The 21,901-nt window shown below is 47.6% G+C and carries 20 protein-coding genes; 10 read left to right on the forward strand and 10 right to left on the reverse strand.

The features are described from left to right. Positions 1–19: 19 nt before the first annotated feature. The 3 genes from ACFS7Z_RS02540 to parS form a co-directional block, all read right to left on the reverse strand. Positions 20–1,279 (reverse strand): alkaline phosphatase family protein, encoded by a 1,260-nt coding sequence (locus ACFS7Z_RS02540; RefSeq protein WP_377480391.1) that lies wholly within the window; start codon positions 1,277–1,279, stop codon positions 20–22. Positions 1,280–1,445: 166 nt separating this feature from the next. Then, positions 1,446–1,913, reverse strand: coding sequence for an RES family NAD+ phosphorylase (locus ACFS7Z_RS02545; RefSeq protein WP_377480394.1), 468 nt, complete (start codon positions 1,911–1,913; stop codon positions 1,446–1,448). Beyond that, positions 1,910–2,350 (reverse strand): type II RES/Xre toxin-antitoxin system antitoxin, encoded by a 441-nt coding sequence (parS, locus tag ACFS7Z_RS02550; RefSeq protein WP_377480396.1) that lies wholly within the window; start codon positions 2,348–2,350, stop codon positions 1,910–1,912. Before parS ends, ACFS7Z_RS02545 begins: the two co-directional genes overlap by 4 nt. Positions 2,351–2,516: 166 nt before the next feature. On the opposite strand from parS, the gene ACFS7Z_RS02555 reads away from it, so the two are divergent. The 4 genes from ACFS7Z_RS02555 (at position 2,517) to ACFS7Z_RS02570 (ending at position 6,078) form a co-directional block, all read left to right on the forward strand. Next, positions 2,517–3,245, forward strand: coding sequence for a tetratricopeptide repeat protein (locus tag ACFS7Z_RS02555; protein WP_377480399.1), 729 nt, complete (start codon positions 2,517–2,519; stop codon positions 3,243–3,245). A gap of 79 nt (positions 3,246–3,324) precedes the next feature. Next, the gene (locus tag ACFS7Z_RS02560; protein ID WP_377480402.1) at positions 3,325–4,044 is read left to right on the forward strand and encodes a tetratricopeptide repeat protein; all 720 of its coding nucleotides are present in this window, start codon (positions 3,325–3,327) and stop codon (positions 4,042–4,044) included. A gap of 101 nt (positions 4,045–4,145) precedes the next feature. Continuing rightward, on the forward strand, positions 4,146–5,018 hold the full coding sequence (locus ACFS7Z_RS02565) for a bifunctional transcriptional activator/DNA repair enzyme AdaA (protein WP_377480405.1): 873 nt from the start codon (positions 4,146–4,148) through the stop codon (positions 5,016–5,018). A 181-nt stretch (positions 5,019–5,199) separates the two neighbouring features. Next, positions 5,200–6,078: an OmpA family protein gene (locus ACFS7Z_RS02570; protein ID WP_377480408.1), complete on the forward strand. Its 879-nt coding sequence runs from the start codon at positions 5,200–5,202 to the stop codon at positions 6,076–6,078. 131 nt (positions 6,079–6,209) lie between these two features. Here the strand turns inward: ACFS7Z_RS02570 and ACFS7Z_RS02575 are convergent, their stop codons facing one another. Continuing rightward, on the reverse strand, positions 6,210–6,683 hold the full coding sequence (locus ACFS7Z_RS02575) for a DUF2062 domain-containing protein (protein ID WP_377480411.1): 474 nt from the start codon (positions 6,681–6,683) through the stop codon (positions 6,210–6,212). Positions 6,684–7,191: 508 nt separating this feature from the next. Here ACFS7Z_RS02575 and ACFS7Z_RS02580 point away from each other — a divergent pair. Further along, positions 7,192–9,984: an outer membrane beta-barrel protein gene (locus ACFS7Z_RS02580; protein WP_377480414.1), complete on the forward strand. Its 2,793-nt coding sequence runs from the start codon at positions 7,192–7,194 to the stop codon at positions 9,982–9,984. A 323-nt stretch (positions 9,985–10,307) separates the two neighbouring features. Further along, complete coding sequence (locus tag ACFS7Z_RS02585; protein ID WP_377480417.1) at positions 10,308–11,093, forward strand: hypothetical protein; 786 nt, start codon at positions 10,308–10,310, stop codon at positions 11,091–11,093. 8 nt (positions 11,094–11,101) lie between these two features. Here ACFS7Z_RS02585 and ACFS7Z_RS02590 read toward each other — a convergent pair whose 3' ends face one another. Next, the gene (locus ACFS7Z_RS02590; RefSeq protein ID WP_377480420.1) at positions 11,102–12,205 is read right to left on the reverse strand and encodes an AI-2E family transporter; all 1,104 of its coding nucleotides are present in this window, start codon (positions 12,203–12,205) and stop codon (positions 11,102–11,104) included. Positions 12,206–12,435: 230 nt separating this feature from the next. On the opposite strand from ACFS7Z_RS02590, the gene ACFS7Z_RS02595 reads away from it, so the two are divergent. The 4 genes from ACFS7Z_RS02595 to ACFS7Z_RS02610 all read left to right on the forward strand — a co-directional run bounded on the left by ACFS7Z_RS02595 (position 12,436) and on the right by ACFS7Z_RS02610 (position 18,509). Further along, positions 12,436–13,815, forward strand: a complete 1,380-nt coding sequence (locus ACFS7Z_RS02595) for a DEAD/DEAH box helicase (RefSeq protein WP_377480423.1) — start codon at positions 12,436–12,438, stop codon at positions 13,813–13,815. A gap of 88 nt (positions 13,816–13,903) precedes the next feature. Further along, positions 13,904–14,896 carry a zinc dependent phospholipase C family protein gene (locus ACFS7Z_RS02600; RefSeq protein WP_377480426.1) on the forward strand — a complete coding sequence of 331 codons (993 nt, stop codon included), beginning with the start codon at positions 13,904–13,906 and terminating at the stop codon, positions 14,894–14,896. Positions 14,897–15,129: 233 nt separating this feature from the next. After that, complete coding sequence (rmuC, locus tag ACFS7Z_RS02605) at positions 15,130–16,464, forward strand: DNA recombination protein RmuC (RefSeq protein WP_377480429.1); 1,335 nt, start codon at positions 15,130–15,132, stop codon at positions 16,462–16,464. A 215-nt stretch (positions 16,465–16,679) separates the two neighbouring features. Continuing rightward, the gene (locus ACFS7Z_RS02610; RefSeq protein WP_377480432.1) at positions 16,680–18,509 is read left to right on the forward strand and encodes a M2 family metallopeptidase; all 1,830 of its coding nucleotides are present in this window, start codon (positions 16,680–16,682) and stop codon (positions 18,507–18,509) included. 105 nt (positions 18,510–18,614) lie between these two features. Here ACFS7Z_RS02610 and ACFS7Z_RS02615 read toward each other — a convergent pair whose 3' ends face one another. From ACFS7Z_RS02615 to infC, 5 genes are all read right to left on the reverse strand, one after another. After that, on the reverse strand, positions 18,615–19,874 hold the full coding sequence (locus ACFS7Z_RS02615; protein ID WP_377480435.1) for a pyridoxal phosphate-dependent aminotransferase: 1,260 nt from the start codon (positions 19,872–19,874) through the stop codon (positions 18,615–18,617). A gap of 126 nt (positions 19,875–20,000) precedes the next feature. Continuing rightward, positions 20,001–20,444 (reverse strand): AAA family ATPase, encoded by a 444-nt coding sequence (locus ACFS7Z_RS02620; protein ID WP_377480438.1) that lies wholly within the window; start codon positions 20,442–20,444, stop codon positions 20,001–20,003. A gap of 184 nt (positions 20,445–20,628) precedes the next feature. After that, entirely contained in the window at positions 20,629–20,973 is a 345-nt protein-coding gene (rplT, locus tag ACFS7Z_RS02625; protein WP_115566742.1) for a 50S ribosomal protein L20, read from the reverse strand. Positions 20,974–21,061: 88 nt separating this feature from the next. Then, a complete protein-coding gene (gene rpmI / locus ACFS7Z_RS02630) occupies positions 21,062–21,256 on the reverse strand; it encodes a 50S ribosomal protein L35 (RefSeq protein WP_377480441.1) in 195 nt (64 codons plus the stop codon). Between the two features lie 24 nt (positions 21,257–21,280). Then, a complete protein-coding gene (gene infC, locus ACFS7Z_RS02635) occupies positions 21,281–21,805 on the reverse strand; it encodes a translation initiation factor IF-3 (protein ID WP_377480444.1) in 525 nt (174 codons plus the stop codon). Positions 21,806–21,901: the final 96 nt, after the last annotated feature.

Below are 21,901 nucleotides of genomic sequence, written 5' to 3' on the forward strand. Positions count from 1 at the left end.
CTCTGTTGCAGGTATGGCTTTACCTCAACACCTCTTTTGCCAGCTTCATCTCACCATCAATCTTGTGGTTGTACCTCAAACCCAATATTTCCGTTACCACCGGATACACGTGTACGTTCTGGAAGGTCTGGATCTTTGTCTCCTTTTTGAAAGCTGGTCCCCAGGCGTAAAAGGTGGCATGCATATCTTTCACCCTAGCCGGGTCATAGCCATGTGCTCCCGGAGATGGCTTGCGCTTTGAAAAATGAAATACTTTTGGCGCTTTCGACAGCAGCAGGATATCACCAACGCGTTTAAACGCATCGTCTTTGGCACCATAATGCAGGCGTGTTGGCATATCGGACCTAAGGTAAACATCATACCCGTTTGCCTCTTTCTTCAGCTTTTTGTAGGTGCTTTTGATTACGCTTTTGTCTTTAGCGTGTAACTCCACCACCATACCTCCACCGGACACCAGGAACTTAGCCGTGTCTACAGCAGCTGGTAAAGGAAGTGTGTTTTCTGTATCGATTTGTGTCATTCCATGGTCTGACACAAAAATGTAATTGACCGGGAGCCCTGTTGTAGCCACCGCTTCTGTTAGCTTTTTGATATTTTCGTCCAGTTCCTGCACGGCTGCTTTTGTTTCAGGGGCGTCAGGGCCATAGCTGTGGCCAGCGTGGTCCACCTCCGGCATGTAAAAGGTTATCAGGTGCGGCCGTTGCGCCTCCGGCAGGTTCAGCCAGTTAACCACAGTCTGCACCCGCTCTTCAAAAGGAATGGACTCGTTGTACTGGTAATAATATGTTGGCAGCACACCTTTGATCGGAGCTTCGGAACCGACCCAGTAGAAACTCGCCGTCAGCATCTGCTGTTGCTCCGCCAGTACCCATAGTGGCACACCACCATACCAACTGGCATCCTCTACCTTTTTCCTGTCCCGCATAGTATAACTCTCCTTTCGCTGGGGGTCATAAAAGTAATTGTTGATGAGACCATGCCGGGCAGGATACATGCCTGTGACGAGGGTATAATGATTCGGGAATGTCTTGGAAGGGAAAGACGGCAGCATGGATTCTGCCTGCACGCCCTGCTCCCGCAGCGAAAGCAGGTGCTTTGCCTGGTACTTTTCGGCATAGTCGTAACGGAAGCCATCTGCCGAAATCATGATCACATAAGGCTTCTGCTGTTGCTCCGGGCTGTTCCGCCGGTTAGCTACAACCTGCTGTGTGGTGTCTGCCTGTGCGAAGGCCGTGGCTGCCCCGATGACTATGTATAAAAGAAGAAAGTACTTTTTCATAGAGCAAAGGTAATTTCAAAATTTATCACAAAACCGGGACAAGTGTTAATCTTGAATTAAGAAGCATTTATTAATTGTATACTTTTCTGTAATTTGTTTGATAACCAGATAATGTAACCTGTTTACAGGCAGCTACTCAAGCTATTTCTTCCTGAATGCCACTGTATCAGGACTCTTTCACAAAAAGGCGCTTATCGAATTCAAACGGCACCGCCTCTAAGGCAGCTACTTTGTTAAATTCCGGGTGACGGGGATTCACCAGGTAATTATAATTCCCCTGTACAGTGGCAGAAGGTACTTTCATAATCAGGTATTCGCTCTCCATCACAAAAGCATCCCCTATCTCCTGCGTACTGTTAGCATGTGGAAAGCTTTTCCAGTCAGCAGGTAATTCTTCGTCAGCAAGTTCCTGGAGGGGTACCTCATCCGGGAGGTATATGCGCACGAGAAAGTAATCGGCGGGTACAATGCCCAAAGGCATGTGCACGGCTATTTCAACGGTACAAAGTGCAATGGATTCGCTGGTATAGAGGATAGCGATGCCTTTGCTGTTCCAGCGGCCTCCGGCCAGTTCAGCCCCACGGCCAGACAGATCATTTCTGTATTTCCCCCTGCTGAGGCGGTATACAATCATGCCAGTACGCCGTGCTCAATACGCGTCAGTTCGTCCTTTAGCAGCCCGATGCCAAAGGTGCTATCAAGAAGTTCTTTTGGTCTGATGCCTCCTAAAGCCACATTCTTCGCACCAAGCCAGGCATCAAAGTTTCCTTTATCGCCAAACACTTCCACCCCCTTGTTATATACCAGCGTTATCTCCAGTATCTTTTCTGAGTGCAGCGGGTCGAAAGTGCGCTTGTCTTTTTTATAGCGCTGGAACGTTCGCTCAGACAGGTGCAGGAAGTTAGACCACTCCGTTGTGCTGAAAGGGCTTTTGTCAGCGATGTATTGAAACAAGGCATACTTTATCCCCTCCCGTACCGTGCTGATGAGCATAAACACATCCCGATCATCAATTTGCTTATAGCTAAGGTCGCTGCTGATTGCCTGTCCCATGGTTAAAGTAGTTTGCATGTCAAATATAAGAAACTTGTCATAATTAAAACGCCAATTGTCGCAAAATAGTTTTAGAGCCTCAGAATCAGAAGCTGCACATCTTAAAAGTGAAGAGCATTTTTATGCGCAGCAGCACTTTTTTTGTGAATCAGGCGTTAGGTAAGCCAAACAGTAAAAGAGTCCCATGCGAAATTATATGGTGATGGCAGTTGGCCTAATGTTAGGATCAAGTGCCTGCAACACCCAAAATGCCATTACAGAAAGTAACTTATCACCCACACACCCCAGAATTACCATGGCCGACGTAGTGCCGGTAATAGAGCCACAAACAGCGGAAGACAAAGCAAAGCAGGAGAAACTGCTGCAAAAGCAAGCCTCCCGGTTTAAGAGCAGGGACTTGGCCAGTAAATATTATGTGCTGCAGGCCAAGCGGGCATTCAATGAAGAAAAACTGGATTCTGCCTCTTATCTCTTTGGCCTGGCTTACCAGATGGACAGCACCAACAGCGACATCTACTGGGGCTACGGCATGGTGTATGGCCGGGAACAAAAATATGATGAGGCATTGTTCCTGCTGTATCGTGCGCTGGAGAAGGACACTGAAAACCCACACCTGCTCAACGACGTTGCTACCAGCCATCTGAGCCGCTTTTATTTAAATGCAGACCCGGAAGATTTATTGCAAAGCAAAAAGTTGCTGGAACAGGCGGTAAAGCTATCCCCGAATGAGGCCGATACTTATTATAAGTTAGCCATCAACTGCTATTACCTTCGGGAGTACGGCAACGCCTGGAGTTACCTGCACAAAAGCGTGCGGCGGAACAAAGAAATAGCTGATAAAGCCTTTATAACTGCACTGTTGGAAAAGGAACAGGACCCACAGGGGCTGTATAAACCGCAGCAAGTGCAGTAACTTGCGAAATAGTAGACATTAACTTACTTTTATAGTTCAGCAGCCTTATAAACTGCATCACATCGAATTTGATTTGAAGATGAAGAAATTATTAGTAGCCGTTGTGGCCGTTTTTTGTGCCACCTCCCTGAGTTTTGCACAAGAAAAGCCAGCGGAGCAGAACCCGCAGGTGCTGCCAATGTTTGGTGGAAAAGGGAAAACAGAAGAGCAGCAGAAAAAGGATGAGAAATTCCTGACCAGCTGCGACAAGAGCTTTGCCAGCCGCCAGGAAGCCAGCAGCTTCTTTATGGAGCGCGGCTGGGAATATTTAAACGAAGGACAGTTGGATACGGCAGTATATCGCTTTAACCTGGCGTGGCTTCTGAACCCGGACAACAAGGATACTCATTGGGCTTTTGGGTTGGTTACCTCAGCCAAAGGGCAAAATAACGAGGCCATCAAACATTACGAGAAGGCGCTTAGCTATGATCCGAAGAACTCCCTGCTGCTATCTGACTTAGCTTCCACTTACCTGAAAGTATACAAGGAAGGCAAACAGAAAAAGAAAGACCTTAAAAAAGCAACGGCTTATCTTACAGAGGCTGTGAAGGCAGATACTGCCAATGCTTTCGCGCTTTACAATCTGTCGAAGGTGAAATTCTACGAAAAGAAATACAGCGATGCCTGGGACTACCTCCACAAGAGCCGCTCTATCAACCTGACACAAATCGATTATGATTTTATAGCGGAGTTGACAGCCCAGATGCCAGACCCGAAAGGCTTCTTCCGGTCAGGGGTACCAACCAGCAGCAACGAATAAAAATCAAAGCCTCTGCCTAAAAGCAGGGGCTTTTTTTGTGACATACAGAATCCAGCAAGAATCGGGTTGATAGAGAGGCTTCGTTTTCGGTAATTCACAGCATGAACCACTTTGAAACAGTCGCCAAAGCTTTAAGCTATATCCGGGAACAGGCAAAGCAGCAGCCTGACCTGGAGCAAATCGCGGAGCATGTCTGCATGAGCCCCTTCCATTTTCAGCGCGTGTTCACGGAGTGGGCCGGCGTAAGTCCTAAAAAGTTTCTGCAGTACCTCACACTGCAGCATGCTAAAAGGGCCCTCGCACAAACAGCAACACTTTCAGAGGCGGCAGACGACAGCGGCCTTTCTGGCACCAGCCGCCTGCACGACCTGTTCCTTTCTATAGAAGGCATTACCCCAGGACATTTCAAGAGGCAGGGCGAGGCCTTGCAAATCAGCTACAGCCTGGGAAACTGTCAGTTCGGGAACTACCTGGTGGCCTCCACAGCAAAAGGCATTTGCTATCTGCACTTCTACAAGGCCGCAGACCAGACACTGGCAGAGCTGCAGGCGCAGTGGCCTAAAGCAACGTTAATACACCGGCAGGAGGTCTTGCACCAGCAGGTTTATCAATTCTTCCAGCATCAGCTGCAACCGCAGCAGAAACTAACATTGCATCTGCAGGGCACTCCTTTTCAACTGAAAGTATGGGAAGCACTGCTTCGCATTCCGGAAGGGCATCTCACCTCCTACTCTTCCCTCGCCCACAACATTGGTAATCCTGCAGCTAGCAGAGCGGTTGGTACCGCTATTGGCAGTAACCCGATTGCTTTTCTGATACCTTGCCACCGCGTCATAAAGAATGTTGGCGGTATTGGGGAATACCGTTGGGGCAGCGAGCGCAAAATGGCGATGATAGGCTGGGAAGCCGCACAACGAAAATTTGAACTTCCTGATACCACAGCAGCACTGCAACTGCCTTTGTTTCAAAGATGAGCGAACATATTCTTCATAGTTTCTTTAGTTCCTCTGGTCCTACTGCGCATTACCTTTAGCCTGAGTTGCTGCCTCTACAATTGCTGGAAAGCGAGGCAAAAATGTTGAGGCCATCTCTCCGGGTATATCATATTTTACTATATTTGTTCATCAGCCTTTGATAAACTTTTAGCCAAAATATATGAAACAGAATCTACTGAGAGTATCCGTTTACCTGCTGGCGGGTAGCATGGCACTATCCTCTTGTGTGGTATCCAAAAAGAAGTACGAGGACCTGATGGCCCGTAAAAACGCCCTGGAGGTAGACAAGTCAGGTTTGGAGAAGCAAAAGTCTTCGCTGGAGCAGGAAAAAGCTTCTCTTGAGCAGGCGAAGGCAAGCCTGGAGCAGGAACGTGCGAAGCTGGAACAGGAAAAGGCAGAGTACCAGCAGAGCCTGGCGCAGGCTTTGAAAGAAGGAAAGACGCTGGGTGAGAACCTGAACATGAGCAAGTCTCAGATTGAGCGGCTGAATGCAGACCTGAAAGCACGCGAGCAGCGCCTGGCAGAGTTACAACGCATCCTGGATGAAAAGGAAAAAGCCGTAGCTAACCTTCGCAACAAAGTAAGCAATGCGCTCCTTGGCTTCAACGACAAAGATCTGACCATCGATGTGCGCAATGGAAAAGTATACGTGTCGCTGGCAGAGCAATTGCTGTTTAACTCCGGCTCTACCAAAGTAGATCCTAAAGGGGTGGATGCCCTTAAGAAACTGGCTGCTGTATTGAGAGAGCAGAAAGACGTAAATGTACTGGTGGAAGGACACACAGACGATGTTCCGATCTCGAGAGGTACCGTGGGGATGCAGGATAACTGGGACCTGAGCGTACTTCGTGCTACCGAAATTACACGTATCCTGGCAAACGCTGGTGTTGATCCGCAGCGTGTCACACCTTCCGGCCGCTCTAAATATATACCGGTAGATGAAGGAAACACAAAGGAGGCCCGTCAGAAAAACAGACGCACAGAAATTATCCTGACTCCTAAGTTGGATGAACTCTTCCAGATTCTGGAAACAACCTGATTTCATCAGGAAATTATATCAGTATAAGCACAAAAGGCAGTTCCGACATAGGAGCTGCCTTTTGTATTTAGCATGAGATGAAAACAAGATAAAAATCTCCATTAAAGCGATACCAGAGGCCGCCAGAGATGTTAATCTAAGTGAGAAGGCTCTGTAACAATTACCTCAGCAACGATCATTGCTGGCTTCGGCAGCACGCGGTTAAAAATTGGCCGTAGCAACAGATATAGCATTCCGCCTATAGGCAAGGACAATAAAGCCCACACTGAAATACCTGCTAAGGTGGCCAACCAAAGCTTGTTGAGGGCCTCTACCCAGTCAGCCATAAACATGGCCTGCATTTCTGATAAAGACAAGCGAAGTTCAGAAAGACCGAACAAGCTGATACCCATCCGGATAAAGGGGAGCGCAAGAAGCAACTGCAACGGCTGCACGAGGTAACTTACCAGCACAGTGGCAGCTATATTTAACCGAAAGCGCGCAGCTATGGCTGTACTTAGCACAGTAGTAAGGCCTAATATGGGCATGATACCTACTACAGTGCCTACTGCTACAGTGGCGGCCAGTTTACCAGGCGTCATGCCCTGCTTTAGCAGGTTGAGCACAGGCTGAACCACCCGCCTCTTAAAAAAATCTGAAATGACGCCTAAAATGGACAAAGGGTTATGGGATAAAAAGATATTACTTATAAACGGCAATCTTCTACATTCATTTTAAAGAAGAACGTGGAAATTATACCGAACCGGTACAACAATGTTTATACCTTATCTGCTCAAAAGTAACCTTTCAGCAGCTACTTTGTTTATTACCGGCCGCATACTTTGTGGAAGTAGCAGAATATCAGTTGAAGTGAGTCAATAAGTAACACTGCTGCAAAGGCCTCCTGCGACACGCAAAGAAAAAAACTACTTTTTCATCAGTAGCACGAACAGAATCTGCTCTTTCAAAATAAGGTTAATAAGCCCCTACTACCTTGTAATCAATCACTTAAAGTGTATCGGAGAAAATAGTCAACGTTGAAACAAATATTTTTTTCAAATATTTAGGAACCATTTTAAACTATTGCGAAAATGGCAGGTCTAAACCTCAATCAACTACTAAACTTCAATCTGGATGAAGAAATTATTACTTACACTGGCAATTCTGTTCTCCATACTTAATGCGTATGCACAGAGTGCCGCCGTATTCGGGACAGTAAAGGGAGGATCTGACGCAACAGTTCTACCTGGAGCTACTGTTATTCTGGAGAACAGTGCCGGAAATCCGAATGCTACTGCCACAGACTCTGAAGGAAAATTCCGTTTTGAGCGTGTTGCGCCGGGGCAGTATACGCTGAGGGTAAACTACCTCGGCTTTCAGTCACTAGCGCGGCCTGTGCAGTTGCAGGGGACCTCGCTTGATTTAGGCACCCTGACGTTGCAGGAAGAAGCGACCGCCATAAAAGAGGTACAGGTGATAGGCCGTGTTCCGTTGGGAACCCAGAAAGGCGATACAACACAATATAACGCCGGAGCCTTTAAAACAACTCCCGATGCCAGCGCAGAGGATCTTGTGACCAAAATGCCAGGCGTGACCATTCAGGATGGTAAGGTACAGGCGCAGGGAGAAGATGTAAAACAGGTTTTTGTAGACGGAAAGCGTTTCTTCGGCCAGGACGCAGACGCGGCATTACGAAACCTCCCGGCTGAAGTAATAGAAAGCGTGCAGATATTTGACAGAAGAAGCGACCAATCCCAGATGAGTGGCTTTGACGACGGCAACCGCGAAAAGACAATGAACATTGTCACGAAGAAAGACAAGAGAAGCGGACAATTCGGCAAAATCTCTGCCGGTTACGGCACCGATGACAGATACATGGTGGGTGCCGCTGTCAACTTCTTCAATGGCGACCGGCGCTTAACGGTAACAGCCCTATCCAACAACATCAACATGCTTGACTTCTCGGTGGGTGAAACACCGGGTGGTGGTATGCGGGGCAGAAGAGGCGGCTGGGGTGGCCGTACACCAACGGGCATCATTTCCACTAACATGATAGGCGTGAACTACAGCGACATGTGGGGAGAGAAGATGGAGGTAAGCGGAAATTATTCTTTTATGAACAGGGAGTATGATGAAAGACGCTATAGCTTCCAGGAATTTACACAGCCCACTTTCCCGGGTCAGACATATAACGAGAACAGGAGCAGCATCAACGTCGAGAATGTTCACCGCTTTAACATGCGCCTCGACTATAAAATAAACGAAAAGAACAGGTTGCTCATCACACCAAACATCTCGGTGCAGCAGAACGAGGCAAATGCCAACCTCTTTGGGCAAACAAGGTGGAACGAAGGCCTTCTGAACGAGACAAGTGATGTATCTAACTCAGAAAATGCAAGCATCAATTTCGATAACAGCATTTTCTACAGCCATTCCTTCACTAAGCCAGGCCGCGTATTTTCAACAAGGCTTAACACTGGCTACAACTCTAACAACGGTGACTACTACAGAGTCTCAAACACCATCTACTTCAATGATGAGAGCAGAAACGTTGACCTGAGGCAATACTCTGATACAGACAGAACAGGTTATTCCTGGGAAGGTAACGTTTCTTACACAGAGCCTATCAGCGAGCACGGCCGGGTTCAGTTAGAGTACGAAATCGGAAACCGCGACAATGACTCTGACCGAAGAACTTACAGCTATGCAGAGCAGACAGGCAGATACAGCGAATTGGATACTATCTTTACCAGTACTTTCAGAAGCCAATACCTGACACAGGAGGCCGAAATTGGCTACCAGTATGATACTGAGAAAATCAGGTTACAGGCAGAAGTGGAATACCAGCACGCACAGCTGCAAAACGATCAGCAGTTCCCACGCCTTCTGAACTTTGACCGTACTTTCCACAGTATTCTGCCATCGGCGCAACTGGAGTATAAGTTCTCTAAAACCAGGACACTCTTTTTAGACTATCGCGCGGATACAGACGCACCCTCTGTGGAGCAACTGCAGGATGTGTATGATCCTTCTAACTCTGTGAATGCTCGCATCGGTAATCCTAACCTGGACCAGTCGTCTGAGAACCGGTTTATGATGCGCTACAGAAACTTTGACCCGGAAACGAACAAAGTCTTCTTTGTATTCCTGATGAGTTCTATGACCCAGAACTATATTGCCAACAGCACCTTTACCTTACAGGAAGAGATTAGACTAAGTGATGATTTTGCCTTGGGACAAGGTGCACGCTTAACCCGTCCGGTTAACTTAAATGGATACTGGAATATCCGTTCCTTCTTTAACTATGGCCAGCCGGTGAGCTTCATCAATGCCAACGTGAATGTGAATGGTGGAGTGGGTTATGCCAGAATACCTGGTTTAAACAACGACAGACTAAATTATGCCAACTCTACCAACATGCGTTTAGGACTTGGCTTTAGCAGCAACATCAGCGAGAAGCTTGACTTTAACCTGTCCACCACCTCCAGTTATAACCTGATAGAGAACACGCAGCTAACGAACCAGAACAGTAACTACTTCAACCAGTCCACGCAACTGCGCTACAACTGGATTTTCTGGAAAGGTTTGGTTTACCGCACAGAGCTGAACCACCAGTATAACTCCGGTTTATCTGCCGGACTGGATGCAAACTACCTGCTCTGGAACATGAGCATCAGTAAGAAAGTATTCAAGAATCAGAAAGGCGAGGTTAGCCTGAGCGTAAACGACCTGCTGAACCAGAATGTGAGCGTACAGCGTAACGTCCGCTCAGATTATATAGAGGATGTGCAGACGAACGTGTTGCAACGCTACTTCATGCTGACGTTTACATACAACATCCGTAGTTTTACAGGAAAAGCACCTGAGGGTACGGATGGAAATGAGCAACGACGTGAGTGGGGTGGCGACAGACGCCGTGGCTGGTAATTGTATTATATTGCACTTAAGCAGCAAAAACCTGGCCTGATAAGCCGGGCTTTTGCTGCTTAAGGCCAACCATGCTTACTAAAAACGAGCTTCCATAACCATTGATAATGAGAATGATTTTAACTAAATTAGGTTAACGATGGTCGCAATTAAGGAGGAATTGATTGTTTTGTTTGAGGACAGGACATGTATGACAGTCTTCCTCTTCAGGCAGGATAAGGTGGTATGGTAGGAAGCCGCTGTTCATAAAAAACAAAGCCATTCCGTACGTGTCCTTTTAAAAGTGCAGGTTTAGTTCAATGGTAAATTAAACATGTAAAACAATGGAATCCACCTATTACTTCATTGCAAAGGCAGGCTTTGTTATACTCACCGTGCTCTGCCTAGCATTTGTTCTTTTTGGCGTCAGGCACACGCTCCTCCGTGTGGGCTGGAATGCCAGGCGCAGCAATAAACGAACGTTGCTGGTGACTGCTGCGCTCCTTGGATGGTTAGCATTTGCCAGCATACTGGCGCTACAGGGTGTGCTAAGTAATTTTTCCGCTACTCCTCCCCGTCTGCTACTTATCATTTTGCCCCCGCTCATCGCCATTGTCTGGATAACATTCAGTCCTTCCTTTAAAGCTTTTCTGGCACATGTTCCTGCATCATGGCTCATCAGCCTGCAGTTCTTCCGGGTGCCGGTCGAAATTTTTCTATGGCTGCAGTTTATGGCAGGACTTACACCTGTTCAGATGACTTTTGAAGGCCGAAATTGGGATGTGCTAACTGGTTTATCAGCACCACTTATTGCCTGGCTCTGTTTCAGAGGGGGCCGTAATCTGAAAGGGATTGCCGTGACTTGGAATTTTATTGGCCTGGCTTTGCTGCTCAATATCGTAGTCACTGCTATTCTGTCCGCGCCCACCCCTTTCAGGGTATTTATGAATGAGCCCGCTAACACACTTGTAGCGCTATTTCCTATTGTCTTTTTACCGGCAGTGCTGGTGCCGCTGGCTTACGCGCTGCATTTATTCTCTCTTCGCAAAGCGTACCTGAGCAGCGAAAGCAATGTTACATCTGAACCCATTCCGGCAGCAGCCATTCAGCCAACCTCACCTGCGGTATAGGAGCAGAATCAAAACTTATCCTTTAACCAATTCTTAATCTTCTGAAAGGTAATAGCATGCTCTTCAGTTCCTTCTGATCCGAGCAGAAAAGACCATGCCCTCATATCGTCCTGGTTATCGCAGTATACCTTGAACATGCCTAGAAAGGGAACAACTACAAACATACCGGGTAAGCCCCATATAATGCCACCCACCACAATGCTCAGGATGGTGAACATGGGGTTTATGTTTACCTGACTGCCTGTTATGTTTGGTGTAAGTATATTGTTCTCCGTGAATTGCACCAGCAGGAAAAACAGCAATACCCAAAGTGCTTTCTGAGGAGAGCCTTGCACCAGTAAGGTATAGGTTAAGGGTATGGCTCCTCCTATAAGCGTACCGAAATAAGGTATAAAATTCATCAGAGCCGACATAATCCCCAGCATCACGGCGTACTCAATCCCTATAAGCAGCAGCCCGGAGGTGTTAATAACGCAAAGAATCAGAATAACGATGACTATACCGCGCATGTAGTGCTTTGTTACATCTGAAATTTCATCTATTATCTTCTTAGCTTTTGAATGCTTGTATGAGGGCAACTGGCGGTATATAACATTCTCAAATTTGTTACGGTAATAAAGCAGCAGGAAAATGTACACTGGCATAAGTCCGATTACGGTGAGGGTGCTCGTCATCGTCATCAGCAGGTTGGCAATAAAGCCCCCGCTGACTTCAATCGCATTGTTCACCTGGTGCCGGAGCCACTGCTCATCTTCCGTGTCACTTGCTCCAAACTTTTCTTCTATGGCTTGCTGTAGCCTGTCCACGTTTTTCATGGCGTTCTGCTGCAGCGCCGGGAAATCGCTTAGAAAGGTTGTTAGCTGCTTGTAGAGGAGCAAAACCACGCCTATGAAAAGCGCCATGGCAGTAATAATAGTGATAAAGTTTGCCAGAACCCGGGGTACTCCCCAATCCTCCAGTTTTTTTACCACCGGGTAAAGCAGGTACGAAAACAACACAGCCATAAACACCGGATAAAGGAAATTCCTGGCCTCCACCAGGACATATACGAATAGGATACCAAACAATAAAATTAAGGTGAATTGCTGCAGCCGGCTTTGCTTTTTTTCCATATCCTTTACTACTGCGATTAGGAGTGCTTTTGTTCTATGTTTTGATTTTCCAGGCATTTAAAAGCAGCAGAAATGGTTTCCGGTGCCAGAATTGAGGTCCGATACGTAAATAAGATTGTCACTACGGTAACATTAGAACAACACGCTGCGCTTAAAGTATAGAGCCCGAAATCCTGTATCAGGGAATTAGCCGCTTAAAAGCGTACCTTTGTGCTGAAAAAATCTTACCTATGGCCACTTTTAAAGATCTAAAGCTTAAACCGGAGCTGCTGCAAAGCCTGCAGGACCTTGGTTTTAGTACCCCTACTCCCATACAAGCCAGCGCCATACCCGTGCTACTGCAGGGGCAGGACGTAGTAGGTCAAGCAGAAACAGGCAGCGGTAAGACAGCGGCATTCGGGTTACCCTTACTTCATAACATCGACACAAACCTGCAGCAGGTTCAGGCACTAGTAGTAGTGCCCACACGTGAGCTGGCTGTGCAGGTACGAAAGGAACTGAAGCAGTACGGGAAACAAATAGACAACATGAAGATTGGCGCTTTCTACGGCGGGCATGCTTTTTCTGAGGAGCGTGCATCACTGGCACATCCGCCACAGCTTTTGATTGGAACTCCCGGACGGCTGACGGACCATCTCAACCGCAGAACCTTAGATTTAACCTTTACTAAACAACTGGTTATGGATGAGGGGGATAAACTACTGGAGATGGGCTTTGAAGAAGAGATAGATCAGTTGGTTGCTGCTTTACCATCTCAGCGCCAGACAATCCTTTTTTCAGCTACCATGCCCGAGGGGGTGAAAAAACTAATAGCTGACTCTCTTCACAACCCCCGGTTTATACAGGCCACTTCCACCACCATACCCGACCAGGTAAAGCTGATCGGTATCAGGGCGGACCATGGGCAGCGCCAGGAAATGGTGTTGAAGCTGTTGCGAAGTATAAAAGCAGGGGGCACCGTTGTTTTCGTGAATACCCGTGCCACCGCCGATGAGCTAACCGCTCTGTTACAGGCAAAAGGCTTTTCGGCAAAGCCGCTGCATGGGGGCATGGAACAACCGGAGCGCGACAAAGCCATGACATTGTTCCGAAACGGGACTACCCAGATTCTGGTAGCCACTGATCTGGCAGCCAGAGGACTGGACATAGATGCTCTCCGGAACATTATTCATGTAGAGCTTCCTGATGATGCTGCCTCCTACCTGCACCGGAGCGGGCGCACAGGCCGGGCCGGTAACAGTGGCACTGTTTATACCATTATCTCCTCCCGTGATGAACAGAAACTTCGCGAGTGGAACCTGCAGCATCTGGACGAGTGGCTATTGGTGGCAGCACTTGAAAAAGCAGCTGCAAAGTCTTCTCCGGATAAAGCAGCAGCCTTTGCTACGCTTTACATCAACGGCGGGCGCAAGGACAAGATCAGCCCGAAGGACATAGTAGGTGCTCTGATAGCTGAAGCCAGGCTCAAAGCTGACCAGATTGGCAAAATTGAGGTACAGGACCGGCAGAGCTTTGTAGCTGTTCCTCTTCAAGCTGCCAAGACTGCTGTTGAAAGCTTAAGCAACGGCAAGATCAAAGGCCGCAAGTACAAGGTGGGCCTTGTGAAATAAGGGTGTCTTAGCAATAGTTTTGCACGGCTTTTGCAAAGTATTTCAGCGGATGCACTAAGTTTGCACCCGATTTATCTAATCAAGCATCATGAAAAAGATTTCACTTCTTGCTGTAGCCCTTCTGTTTTGTAGTGCCCTGTCCTATGGTTGGGGATTTTTTGGCCACAAGCTGGTACACCAGCTGGCTATCTACAACCTGCCAAAGCAGCTACAGGGCTTTTATTTCAAACACCAGAACTATATCATCTCCAAATCCATCCGCCCTGATGAGCGCCGCAACAGCGACCCCACGGAGGCACCACGCCATTACATTGATATTGATGTGTATGGAGAAGAAGCAGTAAACACAATGCCTGAAGCCTGGGAAGCAGCGGCCGCACATTACACAGCAGATACGCTATTGAAGTATGGCATTGTGCCGTGGCATGTGGTCGTGATGCAGGAGCGACTGACAAATGCGTTCAAGCAAAAGAATGTAGACAGCATCCTGTACTATTCTGCCGATTTAGGCCATTATATTGCAGATGCCCACGTGCCGCTGCATACTACTTTGAACTATGATGGCCAACTGACAGAGCAAAAGGGCATGCACAGCCTCTGGGAGTCCAAGCTGCCTGAGCTGTTTGCCCAGACCTATAAGCTGAGCGCAAAGCCGGCAGAGTATTTGCCTGATGCCGAAAAGCAGATCTGGAAGGTAGTGCGCAATACCTACTCGCTGATTCCGAACACGCTTGAGTATGAGCGGGAGGTCAGCAAGAACTTCACCGATGAAACAAAGTACGACCGGGTGGAGCGTAACGGTAAAGTACGCCAGTACTATTCAGATGCCTTTGCCAAAGCGTATCAGGAGAAACTGGGAACTATGGTAGAGCAGCAGATGAGTGTTGCCGCACAGCAGGTAGCCAACTTCTGGTACACCGCCTGGGTAGACGGAGGAAAGCCAGACATGGACAAGCTCATGTACCAGCAACTCACTAAAACTGAGAAGAAACAACTGAAGAAGGAAAAGAAGGCCTTTAAGAAAGGTGAACTGTTCCAGAAAGAAATGGTGATAGCTGCAAAGAAAGCAGAACAGGAGTAATTTTTTTTAGGAAAGCTAAAAAGCGGCTATACTTAAAGAAGTATAGCCGCTTTTTCTTGCAACTATACATACCAAACGAATACCACAAGTTAGGTTGCTACTGCCTTTCTTTCTCTCTTATATACCTAAAGGTTTTGTTGTCACGAAATTTTCCTCCGCGAAGAGATATACTTTAAACTAATTTCATTAGCAAAACAGAAGCAGTCTATGCTAAAATCTCTTACCTTTACCTTATGGAAATACTCATTGGAATAGCCGCGTTTTTAGGAGGACTGGTGGTAGCCTTTGTGGTGCTGAAGGGGAAGCAGCATGCACTGCAGCAATCAGCAAACCAGGCAGCAGTAACGCAGGGTGTGCTGGAGGTGCAGGTAAAGCAGAAGGCGGAAGAGTTGGATAGCTTGAAAGTGCTGTTGCGCGAAGCACAGACCGAGACGCTGGAGCTCACGAATGCCCTTACTAAAACGGAAACAGACTATGAGCACCTGAAATCCCGCCTTCAGGAACAGGGCCGCGAGTTGGAACAGCTTCGTGAAAAATTCCTGCAGCAGTTCCAGAGCATTTCAAACCAGGTGCTCATGACGAACGCCGAGCACTTCAACAAAGCCTCCTCCGAAAACCTGGAGCGTATCCTGATGCCGCTGAAAGAACGCATAAAAGACTTTGAAGCAAAGGTTGACCAGACCTACGAGAAATCCCTGAAAGACAGCATTTCCCTGAAAGAACAGATTACGCAGCTCGCTTCCCTGAATCAGCAAATGAGCCAGGATGCTATCAACCTGACGCGTGCACTGAAGGGCGAAAGCAAAACACAGGGAAACTGGGGAGAATACCTTCTGGAGAGCCTGCTGGAGAAGTCCGGCCTGCGCAAAGGTGTGCACTACGAGCGCGAGGAAGTGCGGCAGAATGACGACAGCAAAGTATACCGACCTGACGTTATCGTGCGCCTTCCCGACAGCAAGCACCTCATCATCGACTCCAAAATGTCGCTGGTGGCGTACGAGGCGTATTGCAGCTGTGAAAACGAACATCAGCAGGAAGTATACCTGCGCAGCCACATCAACTCCGTGCGCACACACTTTACTGATCTGGGCCGGAAGAACTACCACCGCCTCAGCGGCATCAACTCTCCCGATTTCGTGATGATGTATATTCCGCTGGAGCCCGCCTTTAGCCTGGCCCTGCAGCACGACCACGATTTGTTTACAGACGCTTTCGACCGGAACATTGTTTTAGTTACTACCTCTACCCTGCTGGCTACCTTACGCACAGTGGCAGGCGTATGGCGCCAGGAAGACCAGAAGCGCAATGTCATCAGGATAGCAGAAGAGAGCGGCAAACTGTACGATAAATTTGTTGGATTTGTAGATGACCTGAAGACTATTGGAAAGCACCTGGATAACAGCCAAAGCTCCTACAATGCCGCCATGAACAAACTCACAGAAGGTAAAGGCAATTTGGTGCGGCGTGTAGAGATTCTGCGCGAGTTAGGCGCGAAGACGAGCAAAACCATAGATGATAATCTACTGCAGGAAGCGCAGGTAACAGAATTGCCCACTGCAATAGAATAACATATCTCGCCCACGCAGCAAGCCAGAAAATGGCGCTGGCGAATAAGCTTTTCGCATAAGTTACCCTGCTACTCTACGCATGCCTGCGGCTGTTAGCCTGAAATAAAACCACAGCTGCAGTGTCGGCGTATGCCCTTCGCCAGGCACAACAGCCGAGCATGATTTTTGCACGACCTCTGCTATCTTTGTAAACGAATTGAACCTTAACATCCTATATGAAAAAGCTTGTTTTCACCGGTCTCACCGCCGCCATACTATTCTCTTCCTGCTCCAGCCAGAAGACAGAAACAGCTGGCACAGAACAAACAGCCGAAGCAACTGCCGTACAGCAGGAGGCACAGGTCTTCCTGGACCAGTACTCTCAGACTTATCAGGATCTGTATACTAAATCTGCGGAGGCAGAGTGGGCATCCAATACCAGGATTGTAGAAGGAGACACCACGAATGCAGCCGCCACACGGCGTGCCAACGAAGCGTTTGCCGCCTTTACAGGAAGTGCCGAAAATATTGAGAAAGCCAAAGCATTTTTGGAGCAGAAAGACCGGCTGACAGACCTGCAGGTAAAACAGTTGGAGGCTGTCCTGTACACCGGTGCCAATAACCCGCAGATAATACCGGATGTAGTGAAGGCCCGCATCAAAGCAGAGACAGAGCAGACAGAAAAGCTGTACGGCTTCAACTACAGGATTTTTGAAAAAGATGTTACTACGAACGACATCGACAACATGCTGCGCACAGAGAAGGACGTGAAGAGACGCCAGGCTGCCTGGGAGGCCAGCAAGGCAGTAGGCCCCGGTCTGAAAGAAGGCCTGCTGGACCTGCGCAAGCTGCGCAACCAAACCGTACAGAGCCTGGGCTACGACGACTACTTCTCTTACCAGGCTTCCGACTATGGCATGACGCGTGAAGAGATGATGGACCTGATGAAGCAGATCAACGAAGAGTTGCGCCCACTTTACCGCGAACTGCATACCTACGCCCGTTACGAGCTGGCAAAGCAGTATGGGGTGAAAGAGGTACCGGATTACCTGCCGGCCCACTGGCTGCCGAACCGCTGGGGCCAGGACTGGAGTTCTATGGTGAATATAGAAGGCATTGACCTGGATGCAGCCCTGAAGCCGAAAGGGTCTGAATGGCTGGTGCAGCAGGGAGAGCGCTTCTATACCAGCTTAGGCTTTCCTGCCTTGCCTCAGACCTTCTACACCAAATCTAGCCTTTACCCGCTGCCGGAGGGAGCAAACTACAAAAAGAACAACCATGCATCTGCCTGGCACATGGACCTGGACAAGGACGTACGCAGCCTGATGAGCGTAGAGCCGAACTCGGAATGGTATGAGACGACACACCATGAGTTAGGCCATATCTACTACTACATGACGTACACGAACCCTGATGTGCCGGTACTCCTGCGTGCAGGTGCCAATCGCGCATACCACGAAGCAATCGGAAGCCTGATGGGACTGGCAGCCATGCAGAAACCGTTCCTGGCGGAGCTGAACCTGATTGATAAAGACGCTAAGACAGATGAAGTGCAGACGCTGCTGAAAGAAGCGCTGAGTTACGTAACGTTTATACCCTTCTCTGCCGGTGTAATGAGCGAGTGGGAGCATGATTTTTATGCCCAGAATCTGCCGGCCGACCAGTTGAACAGTCGCTGGTGGAAACTGGCGAAAAAATATCAGGGAATTGTCCCTCCTACGGAGCGTGGAGAGCAGTTTCTGGACCCTGCTACTAAAACACATATCAACGATGACGCTGCGCAGTACTATGACTATGCCCTGAGCTATGTTATCCTGTTCCAGTTACACGACCACATCGCCAGGAACATCCTGAAGCAGGACCCGCACGCCACAAATTACTATGGCAAGAAAGAGGTAGGTGATTTCCTCCGCGACATCATGTACCCTGGTGCGTCAGCAGATTGGCGGCAGATGCTGAAGGAGAAAACAGGTGAGGAGTTGAGCGCCCGCGCCATGATTGACTATTTTCAACCGCTGATGGACTACTTAAAAGAGCAGAACAAAGGAAGGAAGTACACCATCTAAGAGTATATGCTGTTACATTAACTTGTTCGGCAGAAAAGAGAAGCTCCAGCGCAATTCGCGCCGGGGCTTCTCTTTTGTTTATTCATGTAGCAACAGCGGGCTGCATCACTGCACCGATAAGCTGAGCACCGGCTCCTTTTCCTGAGGTGATTTCGGGGCTTGTTTGTAGGTAGAAAAAAACACAGCCATTTTGTCTATCGTTTTTCTTAATACCTCTACCTCCGGAAGGTACACGATCCGGAAATGGTCCGGCTTATGCCAGTTAAAGCCGCTTCCCTGTACTACGAACACATGTTGTGCAGCCAGCAGATCCAGCACAAACTGTTGGTCGTTATGTACATCAAACTTTTTAATGTCTATTTTCGGAAACATGTAAAAGGCACCCATGGGCTTCACACAAGTTACACCAGGTATAGCAACCAGATTCTCGTAACACACATCGCGCTGCTTCCCCAACCTTCCTGTTGGCAGCACCAGGTCCTGTACCGATGGAACACCCTCCAGTGCTACTTTTATGGCATATTGCGCGGGCACGTTGCTACACACTCGCAGGCTGGCGAGGGTATTCAGACCATTGATATAATCTGCCGCCTTGGACTTGGCTCCGCTTATCAGCATCCATCCGGCACGGAATCCCGCAGCCAGGTAATTTTTGGAAAGACCGCTCATGGTAATGCAAAGCGCCCTATCTGAGAGAGTGGCAGTCGGAACATGCTCTACTCCATCGTATAAAATTTTATCGTAGATCTCATCTGAAAAGATGATTAACTCATGCGCTTCGGCCAGCGCCACAATTTCCTGTAGAATCTCTTTTGGGTAAACAGCACCTGTTGGATTGTTGGGGTTTATGAGAACAATAGCACGTGTCTTTGAAGTAATCTTGCTTTTAATATCAGCTACATCAGGATGCCAACCTGACTCCTCATCGCACAGGTAATGCACAGCTTTACCGCCTGAAAAATTAACCGCAGCCGTCCATAACGGATAGTCCGGAGAGGGCACCAGCATCTCATCCCCATTATTCACAAGCGCCTGCACCGACTGCATGATTAATTCACTCAGACCATTTCCTAAGAAAATATCATCTACATGGATATTATGTACTCCTGCTTTCTCATAGTAATCTTTTACAGCCTCTCTTGCATTTAACAGTCCCTTATGGTCTGAATATCCCTGTGCCAGGCTCAGGTTCTCTATAATATGCTGCAACACCGCCTGTGGCGCATTAAAACCAAAAGGTGCCGGGTTTCCAATATTCAATTTTGTTACCGTGTGCCCTTGTAACTCAAGCTCCTTCGACTTCTCATACACCGGCCCCCGCAGTTCATAAGAAACATTGTGGAGCCTGTCGCTTCGTAGTATCATACTCTTAAAATTTGCACAATATAACATTGCCGCCGTTAAACATTACATGCCGCAACGAATCAATTTTTAAAAAAATTACAATTTCCAAGGAAAGAGAGCACATGTAAACAGTTTTGACAAGGTAACTTACTCCTCCATCAATTGCATGCTATAGGTGCCATCCGGCTTCAGCGCAACATAATACAGCACATCAAATCCCTCTGCCATGGTTGGCTTCTGCATTCTCTTACTGGTACTATATATTCCCTTTTCAGGTACTAAAAAACGCCCACTACGCTGGCTGTTCCGGGAGATGGCATCTTTTGTGTCAGAGTGAAAGTAGTAGCCTACCACCTCATAACGTGCTGCCTTTGCTGTTTCAATATACTTCTGACGCTCTGCTGCTGTAGGGTTGGTGTTGTCTACTACAAAGCGCATCTGCGTACGGAAGCATGATTCCAAAAACAGCCTCTCCCGGTTCCGCGTACGCAGCAGATCCATACTGATGCGCACATGGCTGTTAAAGAAGTGTTCTTTGTAAAAGGTAGACTTACCACTGGCCTGTATACCGCATAAGATAATGGCTTGCATGTGGGTTGATTAATGATTAAGACTATGCAAGTGCGAACGAAAGCAACATCAAATACAGTGAGGTATAAACCGGAATGTCAGGTTCATCAGGAATACCATAAAAAACAACCTTCCTGAGGTAGGTAAAAAAACAAAAAGGGCTTAGCGTCTAGCCAAGCCCTTTCGTTCTATATGTTCAGGTAAATTACTTTACTTTCTCAACAATTGATCTGAACGCTTCCGGGTGGTTCATTGCTAAATCAGCAAGTACCTTGCGGTTAAGGTCGATGTTAGCCTTTTTCAGGGCACCCATCAGCACAGAGTAAGACAAACCGTGCTCACGTGCACCAGCGTTAATACGCTGAATCCAAAGCGCTCTGAAGTCTCTCTTCTTTGCTTTTCTGTCGCGGTACGCGTAGGTTAAACCTTTTTCAACTGCGTTTTTCGCAACTGTCCAAACGTTCTTTCGACGGCCAAAGTAACCTTTGGCCATTTTCATTATTTTTTTTCTTCTGTGTCGTGCTGCTACGACATTGACCGATCTAGGCATTTCTTTTGAGTTTTAGCGACTGGTGATTGTATAATGCTTTTAAAAAGACCAGGCGCCGGGTTCGTACTAAATAATTAACCTTGAATAATTAAATGTTGAGCATAAGTTTTACTCTGTCCGTATCAGCTGAGCTAACAAGGCCTGTTTGAGTAAGGTTACGCTTCTGCTTCGTCGTTTTCTTAGTCAGGATGTGGCTCTTGAAAGCGTGCTTACGCTTTATTTTGCCAGTGCCTGTCAAAGAAAAACGCTTCTTTGCACCAGATTTAGTTTTTACTTTTGGCATGGTTATATAATTGAATAAAAAAAATTACTTCTTAGCTGGCGCAGCAGCTTTAGGAGAAAGAATCAGGAACATTCGCTTTCCTTCTAACTTTGGCAATTGCTCCACCTTTGCTACTTCTTCCAATGCTTGTGCAAACTTAAGAAGCAGGATCTCCCCTCTTTCTTTAAAGACAATAGACCTACCCACAAAGTGAACATAAGACTTCACTTTAAAGCCGCTTTCCAGGAAGCCTTTGGCGTGCTTCAGTTTAAACTCAAAATCGTGATCATCTGTGTTCGGACCGAAACGGATCTCTTTGATGACTACTTTCTGAGCTTTCGCCTTCATCTCGCGTGTTTTCTTCTTCTGCTCGTACTTAAATTTCGAGTAGTCGATGATGCGACATACGGGAGGATTGGCTGTAGGAGAGATCTCAACCAGGTCAAGATTCTGCTCGTTGGCCATTCGCTGTGCATCTCTTGTCGAGAACACACCTTGCTCTACATTGTCTCCAACTACCCGTACTTCTCTGGCAGTTATTTTTTCATTGACTTTGTAAGGCTCCTCCACTTTACCTCGTGGGATGTAGCGCCTGTTTTGCGTAGCTATAGTATTACCTCCTTAAGTTTAGTTTTTACAATCAAGGTGCGAATATCGCACTTTTTA

The organism is Pontibacter toksunensis (assembly GCF_042686245.1).
Classification (GTDB): Bacteria; Bacteroidota; Bacteroidia; order Cytophagales; family Hymenobacteraceae; genus Pontibacter; species Pontibacter toksunensis.